The following is a 14,943-nucleotide window of genomic DNA, read 5'->3' on the forward strand; positions in this document are numbered from 1 at the left end:
CCGGATCACCGCCCTGCGGGCAGGTGGCCCGGGCGTATCACGCGAGGCACGGGCCTGTCCCAGAGCCTCGGGGCACCCCTCCCCGCGTTAGCCTGGAGCGTCAGACTCCAGCCGGCCGAGTAGAGGGGCGCCCAGATCCCGTGCGCATCGCCAGATTCTCCATCGACGGGAACGTCGCCTTCGGCGCGGTCGAGGGCGACAGGCCGGACGAGCTCGTCCTCGACATCATCAAGGGCATCCCGTTCGCGGACTTCGAGCTCTCCGGTACGAAGGTCCCGCTCAGCAAGGTCCGGCTGCTGCCCCCGGTGCTCCCCAACAAGGTCGTGGCGTACGGCCGTAACTACGCCGACCACGCGAAGGAACTCGGCAACGAGGTCCCGGACGTCCCCTTCGCCTTCTTCAAGCCCTCCACCTCGGTGATCGGCCCCGGCGACGAGATCCAGTACCCCTCCTTCTCGGCGGACGTCCACCACGAGGCCGAACTCGCCGTCGTCATCGGCCGTATGTGCCGCGAGGTGCCGCGCGAGCGCGTCAAGGACGTGATCTTCGGCTACACCTGCGCGAACGACATCACCGCCCGGGACGTCCAGAAGCGCGAGAAGCAGTGGGCGCGGGCCAAGGGCTTCGACACCTCCTGCCCGCTCGGCCCCTGGGTGGAGACGGACCTGGACCTGGAGACGGCCTCCGACCTGACGATCCAGCTCACCGTCAACGGCGAACAACGCCAGCTCGGCCGTACCAGCGAGATGATCCACCCGATCGAGGATCTGATCGTCAACATCTCCGAGGCCATGACGCTGCTCCCCGGCGACGTGATCCTCACGGGCACCCCGGCAGGCGTCGGGCCGCTCACCGTCGGCGACGAGGTCGCCGTCACCATCGAAGGCATCGGCACTCTCACCAACAAGGTTGTCAAGCGTGGCTAGCGCACCCGTCCGCGTACGTTTCTGCCCCTCGCCCACCGGTAACCCCCACGTGGGTCTGGTCCGCACCGCCCTGTTCAACTGGGCGTTCGCCCGGCACCACCAGGGCACGCTCGTCTTCCGCATCGAGGACACCGACGCGGCCCGCGACTCCGAGGAGTCGTACAACCAGCTGCTCGACTCGATGCGCTGGCTGGGCTTCGACTGGGACGAGGGCCCCGAGGTCGGCGGCCCGCACGCGCCGTACCGGCAGTCGCAGCGGATGGACCTCTACAAGGACGTCGCCGCCAAGCTCCTGGACGCCGGTCACGCGTACCACTGCTACTGCTCCCAGCAGGAGCTGGACACCCGTCGCGAGGCCGCCCGCGCCGCCGGCAAGCCGTCCGGCTACGACGGCCACTGCCGCGACCTGACCGACGAGCAGGTCGCCACGTACGTCGCCGAGGGCCGTACGCCCATCGTCCGCTTCCGTATGCCCGACGAGACGATCACCTTCACGGACCTGGTCCGGGGCGAGCTGACGTTCACTGCGGAGAACGTGCCGGACTACGGGATCGTACGAGCCAACGGGGCGCCCCTGTACACGCTCGTGAACCCGGTCGACGACGCGCTGATGGAGATCACGCACGTCCTGCGCGGCGAGGACCTGCTGTCCTCCACCCCACGCCAGATCGCCCTGTACAAGGCGCTGATCGAACTCGGCGTGGCGAAGTCCGTGCCCGCCTTCGGGCACCTGCCGTACGTGATGGGCGAGGGCAACAAGAAGCTCTCCAAGCGTGACCCGCAGGCCTCGCTCAACCTGTACCGGGAGCGCGGCTTCCTGCCCGAGGGCCTGCTCAACTACCTGTCCCTGCTGGGCTGGTCGCTCTCGGCGGACAAGGACATCTTCACCACCGACGAGCTGATCGCGGCCTTCGACATCGCGGACGTGAACCCCAACCCGGCGCGCTTCGACCTGAAGAAGTGCGAGGCGATCAACGCCGACCACATCCGTCTCCTGGACGTGAAGGACTTCACGGAGCGCTGCGCCCCGTGGCTGAAGGCTCCCTTCGCCCCGTGGTCCCCGGAGGACTTCGACGAGACGAAGTGGCAGGCGATCGCCCCGCACGCCCAGACCCGTCTCAAGGTCCTCTCCGAGATCACCGACAACGTCGACTTCCTGTTCCTGCCGGAGCCGGTCTTCGACGAGCCCTCCTGGACCAAGGCGATGAAGGAGGGCTCGGACGCCCTGCTGCGCACGGCCCGCGAGAAGCTCGAGTCCGCGGACTGGACCTCGCCGGAGTCCCTCAAGGAGGCCGTACTGGCCGCCGGCGAGACCCACGGACTCAAGCTCGGCAAGGCCCAGGCCCCGGTCCGCGTGGCCGTCACCGGCCGCACGGTCGGCCTGCCCCTCTTCGAGTCCCTGGAGATCCTGGGCAAGGAGACGACGCTGGCCCGCATCGACGCGGCGCTGGAGAAGCTGACGTCGTAACGCACGCACGCGTGAGGGGCGGCAACCGGGACTCCGGCTGCCGCCCCTCGGCCGCTCTCAGACCGCGTCGCTCTCGTCGATCAGGTAGGCGCTCTCGTCGAAGATCTCCAGCACCACGACGACCATGATCGCGCCGGCCACCATGTACTCCAGCATCACGCCGGGCGCCACATAGGCCTTACGCAGGTGCTCATCGGGCCCGAGCTGCGCGGTCGATGTCTTGCGGAACGGGTCCCGAGCCAGTATCCGCACGGCCTTGTCCAACTGGGCTCGACGCTCTCCGGGCAGGGCGTCGTACGTCGCCCGGGCCTCGACGGTGAACTGGACGCGGTACTCGGTCATGAGCCCAGTGTGCCAGTCCACCCCGCGTCGCTCGCCCGAGTCCTGAGGGGCCCCAATCGCCGGACGCGGCCCCGGACGCCGGGTTACCGTCGGATCATGAGCATTCGGGCCGTGGTCTGGGACGTGGACGACACCCTCTTCGACTACACGGGGGCCGACCGCATCGGAATGCGTCTGCATCTGACGGCCGAGGGGCTGCTCGAGGCGTACGAGAGCGTCGAGCAGGCCATCGTGCGGTGGCGGGCGATCACGGAAACCCAGTGGGCGCGGTTCTCGGCGGGGGAGGTCGACTTCCAGGGTCAGCGGCGGGACCGGGTGCGGGTGTTCCTGGGCGAGGAGCTGACCGACACGGAGGCGGACGCCTGGTTCCAGCGGTACATCGCGCACTACGAGACCGCCTGGGCCCTCTTCCCCGACGTGCTGCCCGCCCTCGACGCCCTCGCCGCCAGTCACCGACACGCCGTGCTGTCCAACTCCAGCATCCGCGTCCAGGACCACAAACTGCGCGTGCTCGGCGTGCACGACCGCTTCGAGGTCATCCTGTGCGCCGCCGAACTGGGCGTCTCCAAGCCCGAGGCCGGAGCCTTCCTCGCGGCCTGCGACGCCCTGGAGCTGGCCCCGCACCAGGTGGCGTACGTAGGCGACCACCCGGAGATCGACGGCCGGGGTGCCGCCGAGGCCGGACTGCTGTCGGTCTGGGTCGACCGCGACGGCAGTGTGCACGCCCATGTCCCCACCCCCGCCGGACCGCGGCGCATCGCCTCGCTCGCCGAACTCCCCGCGATCCTCGGCGCGGATAGTCGTTTTGGAGCCCCGTCCACCTTCAGGTAATGTTCTTCCTGCGCCGCCGGGGAGCGGGCCGAAAGGCCGGGATCCGGAGGAGCAAACTAGAACAAGATCCCCGTAGGGGCTTGAGTTCCAGTGGCCTATGGTGTAATTGGCAGCACGACTGATTCTGGTTCAGTTAGTCTTGGTTCGAGTCCAGGTAGGCCAGCTCGCAGAGCTCATCTGCAAAGGCGGAGATCAATTCCGCGAAGCCCCCGTTGTGTAGCGGCCTAGCACGCTGCCCTCTCAAGGCAGTAGCGCCGGTTCGAATCCGGTCGGGGGTACAGATCCTTCCCGGAGGGTCAGTCAGGGTCGCACCCGCTGACTCTCATGCAGGATCGCTAGGGCCCCCGTTGTGTAGCGGCCTAGCACGCCGCCCTCTCAAGGCGGTAGCGCCGGTTCGAATCCGGTCGGGGGTACGATTTAGTCTAAATCACCTTGGTCTATGGTGTAATTGGCAACACTACGGTTTCTGGTACCGTCATTCTTGGTTCGAGTCCAGGTAGACCAGCTCGGACCTGCGGAAACGCAGGCTCCACGCCCCCGTTGTGTAGCGGCCTAGCACGCCGCCCTCTCAAGGCGGTAGCGCCGGTTCGAATCCGGTCGGGGGTACGTAGAGGAAGGCCCTTCACTTCGGTGGAGGGCCTTCGCCGTGTCCGGGAGCTCATTCGAAGCCGTACCGCCGCGTCGACTCCTCCTCCTGGGCCAGCCGGTGCAGAGCCTGCAGCAGCGGCTCGTTGATGATCGCGCCCAGGATCGCGAACTCGACCCGCTCCGCCTCCGAGGGGTGCGTCTCCAGGTTGTCCAGGTCGAGGACGGCTGTCCGGTGCATCAACTCGGCGTACGGCGCGAGCTGTTCGGCCCCCCACGCATAGCCGAGCCGGCGGAACGCGGCCACCGTCACCACCAGCGAGCGGTATGCGGGGGAGATGGTGGTGAGTTGCTTGGCGTTCTCCCAGCCGAGCCGGTCCAGGAGTGCGATGACCTCCTGGTGCGCGGCCCGGACGTACTCGTCGTCCTCGTCCGGCTCGGGCACCTGCGGCAGGGCCCAGAGTGCCGCGCCGAGACGGATCGAGCGACCCAGGGAGTCGTCGTCCACGTGTCCGAGGACCTCGCGCACCTTCGCCACCGGCACCCGGCCCACCTGGATCATCGCGCGCACCAGCCGCAGCCGCCGTAGGTGCTCCTCGTCGTAGTCGGCCGTGGTGGCGTTGATCTGACGGCCCGGCGGCAACAGCCCTTCGCGCAGGTAGTACTTGATCGTCGCGGTCGACACACCGCTGTGCTCGCTGAGTTCGGCCAGGCGCATCTCTTGCACCCCCTCTCGGATACCGGCACTATCCAAACATGCCGCAGTCGGATAGTGCTGCTCGCCAACGAGGGGGTCCCATGGTCGGGAAGAAGGTCGCCGCAGGCCGCACCACCGCGTCCGCGGAGAAGGACGTGGTCGTCCTGCTGATCGGAATGCGCATCAACCACTTCTGGGCCGTGCACCACTGGGCCCCGGTACTCCTGGCCATGCCGCGGATGCTGCGGGAACTGCAGAAGGCTCCCGAGCGGGGGCTGCTCTCGCATGTACTGCTGACGGCCTCACCGCGGACGTACTACGTCGTCCAGTACTGGGAGTCGAAGGAGAAGCTGTACGCCTACGCGCACTCGCCTGAGATGTTCCACCACAGGGCGTGGGCGATCATCAACCGCAAGGAGAAGGCGGGGAGGACACGCCGGCACGTGGGGCTGTGGCACGAGGCGTACGTGGTGCCGGAGGGCTCCTACGAGTCGATCTACGCGGACATGCCGGCGTTCGGACTGGCGGCGGCGCATGGTCAGGTGCCGGTTGAGCGCAGGGGGCGGTCTGCCAAGGAACGGTTCGCCTACAAGTCCGGGAGCGTGACTCCCTGAGGGGCGCGGGGAACTGCGCGACGAGCCACGACGGCGGGTCGGACGGGCGACTGCCTGTGGTGGCAGATTCTCTGCGCCGTACGGGCTTCGGAGGGGAGCAGGTGCGGGCCCGTGGGGGCTGGTCGCGCAGTTCCCCGCGCCCCCGGGTGAGGCATCTTCCCGTCGGTCCAAGACCTGCCGCGGCGTTGAGGCCGGTCTCGTTCCGACGGGGTTCTCCTCAGCCCGTGCGGCGCAGTGCCTCGGAGAGGCGGGCGGCGGCGTCGATGACCGCCTGGGCGTGCATGCGACCCGGGTGGCGGGTCAGGCGCTCGATGGGGCCGGAGACCGAGACGGCGGCCACCACGCGGTTGGAGGGACCGCGTACGGGCGCGGACACGGACGCGACACCCGGCTCGCGCTCACCGATGGACTGGGCCCAGCCGCGGCGCCGTACGCCCGACAGGGCCGTGGCCGTGAAGCGGGCGCCCTGGAGGCCGCGGTGCAGGCGCTCCGGCTCCTCCCAGGCCATCAGGATCTGGGCCGAGGAACCCGCCTTCATGGTGAGCGTCGAACCGACCGGGACCGTGTCCCTGAGGCCCGACAGGCGCTCCGCCGCGGCGACGCAGATACGCATGTCGCCCTGGCGGCGGTAGAGCTGTGCGCTCTCGCCGGTGATGTCCCGCAGATGCGTGAGCACCGGGCCGGCCGTCGCGAGGAGGCGGTCCTCGCCGGCGGCCGCGGCCAGCTCGGCCAGGCGCGGGCCCAGAATGAAACGGCCCTGCATGTCGCGTGCCACCATGCGGTGGTGTTCCAGAGCCACGGCCAGCCGGTGGGCCGTGGGTCGTGCCAGTCCGGTCGCCGCGACCAAGCCCGCGAGGGTGGCCGGACCGGACTCCAGAGCGCTCAGGACAAGGGCTGCCTTGTCCAGAACGCCGACGCCGCTACTGTTGTCCATGAAACGATACTCACGTCTCACTCTGTGAAACGCAAGTTCCTTTTTTCGTGAGACGCGCAACCCTTGTAGACACAGCGGCCCGGTGACCGTACGGGCCTGGTGACGGGCGCCCGTGAACTGGGGCCGGGCGCCGTCTCCTCAAGATCTCTAGTTGGGCCGGTGGACGTTTGCCGGCCGGAGGGAAAGCGATGGGTAGGACACTCGCGGAGAAGGTCTGGGACGACCATGTCGTCCGGCGCGCCGAGGGCGAGCCCGACCTCCTCTTCATCGATCTGCACCTGCTGCACGAGGTGACCAGCCCGCAGGCCTTCGACGGTCTGCGCAAGAGCGGTCGCCAGGTGCGCCGGCTCGACCTGACCATCGCCACCGAGGACCACAACACCCCGACCCTCGACATCGACAAGCCCATCGCGGACCCGGTCTCCCGGATCCAGCTGGAGACGCTGCGCAAGAACTGCGCCGACTTCGGTGTGCGCCTGCACCCGCTGGGCGACGTCGAGCAGGGCGTCGTGCACGTGGTGGGTCCGCAGCTCGGACTGACCCAGCCCGGCATGACCGTGGTCTGCGGCGACTCCCACACCTCCACGCACGGTGCCTTCGGCGGCCTGGCGTTCGGCATCGGCACCTCCCAGGTCGAGCACGTCCTGGCCACCCAGACGCTGCCGCTGGTCCGCCCGAAGACCATGGCCATCACGGTCGACGGCGAACTGCCCGACGGCGTCACCGCCAAGGACCTGATCCTGGCGATCATCGCCAGGATCGGCACCGGCGGCGGCCAGGGCTACGTCCTGGAGTACCGCGGCTCCGCCATCGAGAAGCTCTCGATGGAAGCCCGCATGACCATCTGCAACATGTCGATCGAGGCCGGCGCCCGCGCGGGCATGATCGCCCCCGACCAGACCACCTTCGACTACCTCGAGGGCCGCCCGCACGCGCCCAAGGGCGAGGACTGGGACGCGGCCGTCGCGTACTGGAAGACGCTGAAGACGGACGAGGACGCCGAGTTCGACGCCGAGGTCGTCATCAAGGCCGACGAGCTGGCGCCGTTCGTCACCTGGGGCACCAACCCCGGCCAGGGCGCGCCGCTTTCGGCGGACGTCCCCGATCCTGCTTCGTACGAAGACGCTTCGGAGCGCCTCGCCGCCGAAAAGGCCCTGGAATACATGGGGTTGGAGGCCGGGCAGCCGCTGCGCTCCATCAAGGTGGACACCGTCTTCGTAGGTTCGTGCACCAACGGCCGTATCGAGGACCTGCGCGCCGCCGCCGAGCTCGTCAAGGGCCGCAAAGTCGCCGACGGCGTACGGATGCTGGTCGTTCCCGGCTCCGCGCGCGTGGGTCTGCAGGCCGTCTCCGAGGGCCTGGACGTCGTCTTCAAGGAGGCCGGCGCCGAATGGCGGCACGCGGGCTGCTCGATGTGTCTGGGCATGAACCCGGACCAGCTGGCCCCCGGTGAGCGCTCCGCGTCCACCTCCAACCGCAACTTCGAGGGCCGGCAGGGCAAGGGCGGTCGTACGCACCTGGTGTCGCCGCAGGTCGCGGCCGCGACCGCCGTGCTGGGCCACCTGGCTTCGCCCGCCGACCTGTCCGACGCCCCTGTCGCCGCTGGAGTCTGAGAGTCATGGAAGCATTCACCACGCACACCGGCCGGGCCGTCCCGCTGCGCCGTTCCAACGTCGACACCGACCAGATCATCCCTGCTCACTGGCTCAAGAAGGTGACGCGGGACGGGTTCGAGGACGGACTGTTCGAGGCCTGGCGCAAGGATCCGTCGTTCATCCTCAACCAGCCCGAGCGCAAGGGTGCGACCGTGCTGGTCGCCGGTCCCGACTTCGGTACCGGGTCCTCCCGTGAGCACGCCGTCTGGGCGCTGCAGAACTTCGGCTTCAAGGCCGTGATCTCGTCCCGCTTCGCCGACATCTTCCGCGGCAACTCGCTCAAGAACGGCCTGCTCACGGTGATCGTGGAGCAGAAGATCGTGGACGCGCTGCAGGAGCTCACCGAGAAGGACGCGACTGCTGAGGTCACTGTGGACCTCGAGGCCCGTGAGGTGCGTGCCGCGGGCATCACCGCCGCCTTCGAACTCGACGAGAACGCCCGCTGGCGGCTGCTGAACGGCCTGGACGACATCTCCATCACCCTCCAGAACGAGGCCGACATCGCCGCGTACGAGGCCAAGCGGCCCTCGTACAAGCCGCGGACGCTGCAGAGCTGACCCCGAGGGCGGGCGGACCACCCGGAACCCTCCTTCGGAGCAACTGAACAGGTCGAGTTTCGGCCACCTCAACACCCCCGCCGTACCCCCGATCAGCCCGATCGGGGGTACGGCCGTGTCTGCGCCCGTTCGGCCCCGCGCGATGCGACACGCCCGTTCAACTTCCCACGTTACGGCGGGTGTTGTCGGGGTACGCGTCCCTTGTAGCCGTGGCTTCCGGATGTGCCCGGAAGGCCGTTTGAGGCGGCAGTTGCACCCCTAGCAGGCGACAACTCGCCCCAGATGGCACAATCTGTGCATGGAACACGACGGCCAACTCGAGCTCTATGCGGCAGTCGCGGACCAACTCAAGGAAGCGCACGCAAGGGTGCGCGCACTGCAAGTCCCGGAGGGCGTACGGATGGCGCTGACCCGGAAGCTGCTGGTCATTACGGCCGCGGCCAAGCACGACGTCGTCGAAGCGACAAGGCGTCTGGAGGGGTTCATGGCCGACCTCGACGCGGGTCGAATCCCGGAAGAGGAACGCTGAACACGTCCAGAGCAGCCGAGTTCGTTGCGGCACAAGGGTGATAAGCCCGTTTCGTGTTTGATTTGCGGTATATATCTGCCTAACGTGCGAAAAAGCTTGAACACTTTCGTTCTGGCAATGTCTCCGAAGGGGAAGACGTGAACAAGGCGCAGCTCGTAGAAGCGATTGCCGACAAGGTCGGCGGCCGCCAGCAGGCCGCCGACGCGGTCGACGCGGTCCTGGACGCCATCGTCCGCGCTACGGTCGCGGGCGACCGGGTCTCGGTCACCGGCTTCGGTTCGTTCGAGAAGGTCGACCGGCCGGCCCGTTACGCCCGTAACCCCCAGACGGGCGAGCGGGTTCGGGTCAAGAAGACCTCCGTTCCGCGCTTCCGCGCGGGCCAGGGCTTCAAGGACCTGGTGAGCGGCACGAAGAAGCTCCCGAAGAACGACGTCGCGGTCAAGAAGGCGCCCAAGGGCAGCCTGACCGGCGGGGCTTCGGCGACGGTCAAGAAGGCGGCCGCGAAGAAGGCCACCGCCAAGACCGCTGCCGCCAAGAAGACCACCGCGAGGAAGACGACGGCCAAGAAGACGACGGCCGCCGCGAAGAAGACCACGGCGAAGAAGGCGCCCGCCAAGACCACGGCGACCGCCAAGACCACCGCCGCGAAGAAGACCACCGCCAAGAAGGCGACGGCCAAGAAGGCCCCGGCGAAGAAGGCGACCGCCAAGAAGGCCCCCGCCAGGAAGTCGACGGCTCGCACCACCACCGCCAAGAAGGCCACGGCCCGCAAGAGGTAAGGGCACAGGGCACTCACGCGCCGGGCCGGACTCCGCATCGGAGTCCGGCCCGCGGCGTGTGCACAGGGGGTTCAGAAGGTCAGGAGGGTCACCAGGGTGACCTTGTCCCCGTCCATCTCGATGCGCACGCGCTGTCCGGGACGCAGCAGCCTCAGACCGCCCGCGTCGAACGCCGGTGTGTCGAAGGGGACGGGGGTGCCGTCGTCGAGAAGTACCTGCCCGCTGCGGCTTTCGGGGTCGTACGTGTACGCGGTCGCCTGCATGGCCGCAGCCTACTGCCCGGGAATCAGCAACCGCGCCGCGGCGGCGGCCGTCCGGGGGCCCACGCCCAGGGCGAGCGCGGCCCGCAGGTCCTCGCCGGTGTCCACGTCCTGCCGTACGGAATCCACCCCGGTGAGGGGGAGTTCCGTCGCTCCCGAGGCGCGATGTCGTGCGCGGGAATCCGGACCGAAGGTCGGGCGCAATTCCGCGTCTTGTCGGGCCGCCAGCAGAGTGGTGCCGATTTCTGCGGCGTCCGCGAGAAAAGCGCGCGGGAATTCCGCGGCTGCGTCGAGGACCCGGGCCAATTCCAGGGGCCGCAGCGCCGGAAGATCGGCGTTCAGGGCCGCGAGGGCGCTGTCGGGACGCGTGGACCGTACGACGGCCGCCGCGTGCGCCAGGGCCGCGTTCAGGCCGCCCCGCGGCTCGTCGGGGACGATCCGGGCGCCGAGGGCCGCCAGTTCGCGGCCCGCCAGGGCGTCATCCGTGACGACCGCCACATCGCCGACCGCGGGGCAGGCCAGCGCGGCCGCCACGGTGTCCTGGGCGAAGGCGAGGGCCAGACCCGGGCGCACCCCGTCGTCGGCGGTGTCCGAGAGCCTGCTCTTGGCCCGCGCCAAGGGCTTGAGCGGGATGACCAACGTCCACTGCACGCGTGTTCCGTCCTTCTCTCGTGGCGGCCATTGTCACTCAGTCGTCACGCGGCCCATCTGGCGGTGTCGGTGGCGGGGCGTACGGTGTTCTCGACAGACCGGCGGCCTGGGGCGACACTTGTGCGGCCCCCCAGGCCCTAGAGGAAGGTGTCCGCGTGCCCCGCCGCAGAATCGGCTTCTGGTACCGCCTGGCAGCGGTGATCGCCAAACCGCCGCTCGTGGTTCTGATCAAGCGGGACTGGCGCGGAATGGAGCATATTCCGGCCGACGGCGGATTTATCACCGCGGTCAACCATAATTCGCACATCGATCCCTTCGCGTACGCGCACTTCCAGTACAACACCGGACGCGTTCCGCGATTCCTCGCGAAGAGCGGTCTTTTCAACAAGGGATTCATCGGCGCCATGATGCGCGGCACGGGGCAGATTCCCGTCTACCGCGAGACCACGGACGCGCTCAGCGCCTTCCGGGCCGCCATCGACGCCGTGGACCGCGGCGAATGCGTCGCGTTCTACCCCGAGGGCACCATCACCCGGGACCCCGACCAGTGGCCCATGGTCGGCAAGACCGGTGCCGCGCGGGTGGCCCTGCAGACCAAGTGCCCGGTGATCCCCGTCGCGCAGTGGGGCGCCAACGAACTGCTGCCGCCGTACGCCAAGAAGCTCCACGTGCTTCCGCGCAAGACCTCGCACGTCCTCGCGGGGCCGCCCGTGGACCTGTCGCCGTTCTACGGCAAGGAGATGACCCCGGACCTCCTGAAGGAGGCCACCGAGGTCATCATGGCCGCTGTCACCGCCCAGCTGGAGCAGATCCGCGGCGTGAAGGCACCCGAGGCGGCGTACGACCCGCGCCGCGAGCGGATCGAGCAGCGGCGCCGGACCCAGGCACAGAACGGCCACGAGGGGGAGAAGAGCAAGTGAGCAAGCCCGTCAAGGCGGCCGTCTTCGGTACCGGTTCATGGGGCACCGCGTTCGGCATGGTGCTCGCCGACGCGGGGTGCGAGGTCACCCTGTGGGCGCGGCGTCCCGAACTCGCGGAAGCCGTCAACTCCACGCGGACGAACCCGGACTACCTTCCCGGCGTCGAACTCCCGGAGAACCTCCGGGCGACCTCGGACGCCGCGGAGGCCGCGCGCGACGCGGAGTTGACCGTCCTCGCGATCCCCTCGCAGACCCTGCGCGCCAACCTCGCCGAGTGGACCCCCCTGCTCGCGCCCGACACCGTCCTCGTCTCCCTCATGAAGGGCGTCGAACTCGGCTCCGCCATGCGGATGAGCGAGGTGATCGAGGACGTCGCGAAGGTCGGCGCCGACCGCATCGCCGTGGTCACTGGACCCAACCTCGCGCGGGAGATCGCCGCCCGGATGCCGGCCGCCGCCGTGGTCGCCTGCACCGACGAGGCGGTCGCCCGGCGGCTCCAGTCCTCCTGCCACACGCCGTACTTCCGCCCGTACACCAACACCGACGTGGTGGGCTGCGAACTCGGCGGCGCCGTGAAGAACGTCATCGGCCTCGCCGTCGGCATCGCGGACGGCATGGGCCTCGGTGACAACGCCAAGGGCTCGCTCATCACGCGCGGTCTCGCGGAGACCACCCGGCTCGGACTCGCCATGGGCGCCGACCCGCTGACGTTCTCCGGACTCGCCGGTCTCGGCGACCTGGTGGCGACCTGCTCCTCACCGCTGTCGCGCAACCACACCTTCGGCACCAACCTCGGCAAGGGCATGACCCTGCAGGAGACCATCGCGGTCACCAAGCAGACCGCGGAGGGCGTCAAGTCCTGCGAGTCCGTGCTGGATCTGGCCCGCAGGCACGGCGTCGACATGCCGATCACCGAGACCGTCGTCGGCATCGTGCACGAGGGCAAGGCCCCGGTGGTCGCCGTCAAGGAGCTGATGTCGCGCAGCGCGAAACCCGAGCGACGCTGAGCTACGACCTCGTTTTTTGCCTCGTTCGCCGCGGGGGCGCACGCTGTATCCGGGCACTACCAACGGGTACTCTCAACGCGATATGAGCACCGAGAACCTCCCCCAGAGCCCTCAGCAGCCGCCTCGCAAGCCGCGCGTGGCCGTCGTGTTCGGCGGGCGCAGCTCCGAACACGGGATCTCCGTGGTCACCGCCGGCGCCGTACTGCGGGCCATCGACCGGACCAAGTACGACGTCCTGCCGATCGGCATCACCCGGGACGGCCGTTGGGCGCTCACCGCCGACGAACCGGAACGCATGGCGATCACCGAGCGCCGTACGCCGAGTGTCGAGGAACTCGCCGAGTCGAGCGAGGGCGGCGTGGTGCTCCCCGTCGACCCCGCGAACCGTGAAGTCGTCTACAGCGAGCCGGGATCGGTGCCCAAGGCGCTCGGCGAGGTCGACGTCGTCTTCCCCGTCCTGCACGGCCCCTACGGCGAGGACGGCACCCTGCAGGGCCTCCTGGAGCTCTCCGGCGTCCCGTACGTCGGCGCGGGGGTGCTCGCCTCGGCCGTCGGCCAGGACAAGGAGTACATGAAGCGGGTGTTCACCTCCTTCGGGCTCAAGGTCGGTCCGTACGTGGTGATCAGGCCGCGCGAGTGGCAGCGGGACGAGTCCGCGGCCCGCAAGAAGATCGTCGACTTCGCGGGCCAGCACGGCTGGCCGCTGTTCGTGAAGCCCGCGCGCGCGGGTTCGTCGATCGGCATCACCAAGGTCGACGACCTGTCCGGCCTGGACGAGGCGATCGCCGAGGCGCAGAGCCACGACCCGAAGATCCTCGTGGAGGCGGCGCTGCGGGGCCGCGAGATCGAGTGCGGTGTCCTGGAGTTCGAGGACGGACCGCGCGCGTCGGTGCCGGCCGAGATCCCCCCGCCGCAGGAGCACGCCTACTACGACTTCGAGGCGAAGTACATCGACTCGACCCCGGGGATCGTGCCCGCGCCGCTCACGCCCGAGGAGACGGCCGAGGTCCAGAAGCTCGCGGTCGACGCCTTCGACGCGGCCTCCTGCGAGGGCCTGGTCCGCGCGGACTTCTTCCTCACCGAGGACGGCGAGTTCGTGATCAACGAGATCAACACGCTTCCGGGCTTCACGCCGATCTCGATGTACCCGCAGATGTGGGAGAAGAGCGGGATCAGTTACCCGGAGCTGGTGGACAGGCTGATCGAGGCGGCACTGCGCAGGTCGACGGGGCTTCGCTAGCCGGTCGGCAGCTAGTCGGCGATCCCCTCGGGGATCGCCTTCTTCACGGCGGATGCCAGATCCACCAGGGGTGCCATGCCGTCGCCGGCGCGGTCCTTGGGGATCGTGACCTCGACATACGCCTTCCGCAGGGTCGTGGTGAACCGGAACGACCCGTCGTCCTGCTCCTCCAGCAGCCAGCCGACCCCGTTCGCATCGACCCCGTCGGCCTCCGGGTCGTCCATCTTCGAGGGCCGCTCGACACCGCACCGCAGTATGATCGCCGGGTCACCCCAGCCCGCGGTCAGCGCGGACGCGGGCTCGGGATCCCGACGGTCCTGGTCGTCGACCTTGGACGGCAGTACCCGGTCCAGTTCTCGGCAGAGCTTCGTGACGCCCGCCCCCGGCGAGGGAACCACCGCCGACGCGCTGTCGTCTGCGGAGGAGCAGCCCGCGACCGTGATCAGCAGGGCGAGCGCGGGCAGACCAAGAGGCCGGTGACGGAAGAAGTTCACCGGCCAAGGTTAGACGGGGGCTACAGATGGACGACCGGGCAGGTCAGGGTACGGGTGATGCCATCCACCTGCTGGACCTTGGCGACCACCAAGCGGCCCAGATCGTCCACGGTGTCGGCTTGTGCACGGACGATCACGTCATACGGTCCTGTCACGTCCTCGGCCTGGATGACTCCAGGAATCTTGCTGATCGTCTCGGCGACGGTCGACGCTTTGCCGACATCCGTCTGGATCAGGATGTACGCCTGTACCACGGAACCTCCAGGGCGGCCACGAGGATCATGTGGGGAAAAGGAACGCCACGGTATCGCGTCGCCGCTCGTCGCGGGGAGACCCGCGGCGGCGTGGACGCCCGCGCCGGGGTGCGGACACGACAGAAGTTCACGGTCCCCTCGACCGTATCGAGGACACTGATGACGCGCGACCGGGCACGGCACGGCACAGAAGGGGCGTA

The 14,943-nt window shown here is 68.9% G+C and carries 18 protein-coding genes and 5 tRNA genes; 16 read left to right on the plus strand and 7 right to left on the minus strand.

The window, feature by feature from the left end; genetic code table 11:
* Positions 1–140: 140 nt before the first annotated feature.
* Positions 141–926, plus strand: coding sequence for a fumarylacetoacetate hydrolase family protein (locus tag AQJ46_RS29670; RefSeq protein ID WP_057616450.1), 786 nt, complete (start codon positions 141–143; stop codon positions 924–926).
* Positions 910–2,394: a glutamate--tRNA ligase gene (gene gltX, locus AQJ46_RS29675; RefSeq protein WP_079072476.1), complete on the plus strand. Its 1,485-nt coding sequence runs from the start codon at positions 910–912 to the stop codon at positions 2,392–2,394. Before AQJ46_RS29670 ends, gltX begins: the two co-directional genes overlap by 17 nt.
* A gap of 57 nt (positions 2,395–2,451) precedes the next feature.
* Here gltX and AQJ46_RS29680 read toward each other — a convergent pair whose 3' ends face one another.
* Entirely contained in the window at positions 2,452–2,736 is a 285-nt protein-coding gene (locus AQJ46_RS29680; RefSeq protein WP_057616454.1) for a type II toxin-antitoxin system RelE family toxin, read from the minus strand.
* Positions 2,737–2,832: 96 nt separating this feature from the next.
* Here AQJ46_RS29680 and AQJ46_RS29685 point away from each other — a divergent pair, with 96 nt between their 5' ends.
* The 6 genes from AQJ46_RS29685 to AQJ46_RS29710 all read left to right on the plus strand — a co-directional run bounded on the left by AQJ46_RS29685 (position 2,833) and on the right by AQJ46_RS29710 (position 4,173).
* Positions 2,833–3,567: an HAD family hydrolase gene (locus tag AQJ46_RS29685; protein WP_059208487.1), complete on the plus strand. Its 735-nt coding sequence runs from the start codon at positions 2,833–2,835 to the stop codon at positions 3,565–3,567.
* A gap of 91 nt (positions 3,568–3,658) precedes the next feature.
* A tRNA-Gln gene (locus tag AQJ46_RS29690) sits at positions 3,659–3,730 on the plus strand.
* A gap of 42 nt (positions 3,731–3,772) precedes the next feature.
* Positions 3,773–3,845, plus strand: a tRNA-Glu gene (locus tag AQJ46_RS29695).
* Positions 3,846–3,907: 62 nt separating this feature from the next.
* Positions 3,908–3,980: transfer RNA gene (locus AQJ46_RS29700), tRNA-Glu, on the plus strand.
* Between the two features lie 20 nt (positions 3,981–4,000).
* Positions 4,001–4,072, plus strand: a tRNA-Gln gene (locus tag AQJ46_RS29705).
* A gap of 28 nt (positions 4,073–4,100) precedes the next feature.
* A tRNA-Glu gene (locus tag AQJ46_RS29710) sits at positions 4,101–4,173 on the plus strand.
* Between the two features lie 52 nt (positions 4,174–4,225).
* Here the strand turns inward: AQJ46_RS29710 and AQJ46_RS29715 are convergent.
* Positions 4,226–4,870: a MerR family transcriptional regulator gene (locus AQJ46_RS29715; protein WP_059208488.1), complete on the minus strand. Its 645-nt coding sequence runs from the start codon at positions 4,868–4,870 to the stop codon at positions 4,226–4,228.
* A gap of 80 nt (positions 4,871–4,950) precedes the next feature.
* On the opposite strand from AQJ46_RS29715, the gene AQJ46_RS29720 reads away from it, so the two are divergent.
* Positions 4,951–5,463 carry a DUF4188 domain-containing protein gene (locus tag AQJ46_RS29720; protein WP_059208489.1) on the plus strand — a complete coding sequence of 171 codons (513 nt, stop codon included), beginning with the start codon at positions 4,951–4,953 and terminating at the stop codon, positions 5,461–5,463.
* Between the two features lie 217 nt (positions 5,464–5,680).
* On the opposite strand, the gene ndgR is transcribed toward AQJ46_RS29720, so the two are convergent.
* Positions 5,681–6,397, minus strand: a complete 717-nt coding sequence (ndgR, locus tag AQJ46_RS29725; protein ID WP_007384919.1) for an IclR family transcriptional regulator NdgR — start codon at positions 6,395–6,397, stop codon at positions 5,681–5,683.
* Positions 6,398–6,585: 188 nt separating this feature from the next.
* Here ndgR and leuC point away from each other — a divergent pair, with 188 nt between their 5' ends.
* The 4 genes from leuC to AQJ46_RS29745 all read left to right on the plus strand — a co-directional run bounded on the left by leuC (position 6,586) and on the right by AQJ46_RS29745 (position 9,917).
* Positions 6,586–8,010 (plus strand): 3-isopropylmalate dehydratase large subunit, encoded by a 1,425-nt coding sequence (gene leuC, locus AQJ46_RS29730; RefSeq protein ID WP_057616461.1) that lies wholly within the window; start codon positions 6,586–6,588, stop codon positions 8,008–8,010.
* Between the two features lie 5 nt (positions 8,011–8,015).
* Positions 8,016–8,609 (plus strand): 3-isopropylmalate dehydratase small subunit, encoded by a 594-nt coding sequence (gene leuD, locus AQJ46_RS29735; RefSeq protein ID WP_057616463.1) that lies wholly within the window; start codon positions 8,016–8,018, stop codon positions 8,607–8,609.
* A 298-nt stretch (positions 8,610–8,907) separates the two neighbouring features.
* Complete coding sequence (locus tag AQJ46_RS29740) at positions 8,908–9,138, plus strand: SCO5555 family protein (RefSeq protein ID WP_007384922.1); 231 nt, start codon at positions 8,908–8,910, stop codon at positions 9,136–9,138.
* Between the two features lie 137 nt (positions 9,139–9,275).
* The gene (locus tag AQJ46_RS29745; protein WP_059208490.1) at positions 9,276–9,917 is read left to right on the plus strand and encodes an HU family DNA-binding protein; all 642 of its coding nucleotides are present in this window, start codon (positions 9,276–9,278) and stop codon (positions 9,915–9,917) included.
* 71 nt (positions 9,918–9,988) lie between these two features.
* On the opposite strand, the gene AQJ46_RS29750 is transcribed toward AQJ46_RS29745, so the two are convergent.
* Positions 9,989–10,180: a hypothetical protein gene (locus AQJ46_RS29750; RefSeq protein WP_059208491.1), complete on the minus strand. Its 192-nt coding sequence runs from the start codon at positions 10,178–10,180 to the stop codon at positions 9,989–9,991.
* A gap of 9 nt (positions 10,181–10,189) precedes the next feature.
* Entirely contained in the window at positions 10,190–10,828 is a 639-nt protein-coding gene (cofC, locus tag AQJ46_RS29755; protein WP_059208492.1) for a 2-phospho-L-lactate guanylyltransferase, read from the minus strand.
* Between the two features lie 155 nt (positions 10,829–10,983).
* On the opposite strand from cofC, the gene AQJ46_RS29760 reads away from it, so the two are divergent.
* The 3 genes from AQJ46_RS29760 (at position 10,984) to AQJ46_RS29770 (ending at position 13,995) form a co-directional block, all read left to right on the plus strand.
* Positions 10,984–11,748, plus strand: coding sequence for a lysophospholipid acyltransferase family protein (locus AQJ46_RS29760; protein ID WP_059208493.1), 765 nt, complete (start codon positions 10,984–10,986; stop codon positions 11,746–11,748).
* Entirely contained in the window at positions 11,745–12,755 is a 1,011-nt protein-coding gene (locus AQJ46_RS29765) for an NAD(P)H-dependent glycerol-3-phosphate dehydrogenase (RefSeq protein WP_059208494.1), read from the plus strand. Before AQJ46_RS29760 ends, AQJ46_RS29765 begins: the two co-directional genes overlap by 4 nt.
* Positions 12,756–12,837: 82 nt before the next feature.
* Positions 12,838–13,995, plus strand: coding sequence for a D-alanine--D-alanine ligase family protein (locus tag AQJ46_RS29770; protein ID WP_059208495.1), 1,158 nt, complete (start codon positions 12,838–12,840; stop codon positions 13,993–13,995).
* A gap of 11 nt (positions 13,996–14,006) precedes the next feature.
* On the opposite strand, the gene AQJ46_RS29775 is transcribed toward AQJ46_RS29770, so the two are convergent.
* Together AQJ46_RS29775 and AQJ46_RS29780 are read right to left on the minus strand one after the other, a co-directional pair.
* Complete coding sequence (locus AQJ46_RS29775; protein ID WP_059208496.1) at positions 14,007–14,489, minus strand: DUF3515 domain-containing protein; 483 nt, start codon at positions 14,487–14,489, stop codon at positions 14,007–14,009.
* 20 nt (positions 14,490–14,509) lie between these two features.
* A complete protein-coding gene (locus AQJ46_RS29780) occupies positions 14,510–14,743 on the minus strand; it encodes an Lrp/AsnC family transcriptional regulator (protein WP_057616476.1) in 234 nt (77 codons plus the stop codon).
* Between the last annotated feature and the right edge of the window lie 200 nt (positions 14,744–14,943).

The sequence above is a fragment of the Streptomyces canus genome (genome assembly GCF_001514145.1).
Taxonomy (GTDB): Bacteria; Actinomycetota; Actinomycetes; order Streptomycetales; family Streptomycetaceae; genus Streptomyces; species Streptomyces canus.

Coding starts and splice junctions, on each gene's coding strand:
- AQJ46_RS29680 (WP_057616454.1), bottom strand. CDS start 2,736: ATGACCGAGTACCGCGTCCAGTTCACCGTCGAGGCCCGGGCGACGTAC.
- AQJ46_RS29685 (WP_059208487.1), top strand. CDS start 2,833: ATGAGCATTCGGGCCGTGGTCTGGGACGTGGACGACACCCTCTTCGAC.
- AQJ46_RS29715 (WP_059208488.1), bottom strand. CDS start 4,870: ATGCGCCTGGCCGAACTCAGCGAGCACAGCGGTGTGTCGACCGCGACG.
- AQJ46_RS29720 (WP_059208489.1), top strand. CDS start 4,951: ATGGTCGGGAAGAAGGTCGCCGCAGGCCGCACCACCGCGTCCGCGGAG.
- ndgR (WP_007384919.1), bottom strand. CDS start 6,397: ATGGACAACAGTAGCGGCGTCGGCGTTCTGGACAAGGCAGCCCTTGTC.
- leuC (WP_057616461.1), top strand. CDS start 6,586: ATGGGTAGGACACTCGCGGAGAAGGTCTGGGACGACCATGTCGTCCGG.
- leuD (WP_057616463.1), top strand. CDS start 8,016: ATGGAAGCATTCACCACGCACACCGGCCGGGCCGTCCCGCTGCGCCGT.
- AQJ46_RS29740 (WP_007384922.1), top strand. CDS start 8,908: ATGGAACACGACGGCCAACTCGAGCTCTATGCGGCAGTCGCGGACCAA.
- AQJ46_RS29750 (WP_059208491.1), bottom strand. CDS start 10,180: ATGCAGGCGACCGCGTACACGTACGACCCCGAAAGCCGCAGCGGGCAG.
- AQJ46_RS29770 (WP_059208495.1), top strand. CDS start 12,838: ATGAGCACCGAGAACCTCCCCCAGAGCCCTCAGCAGCCGCCTCGCAAG.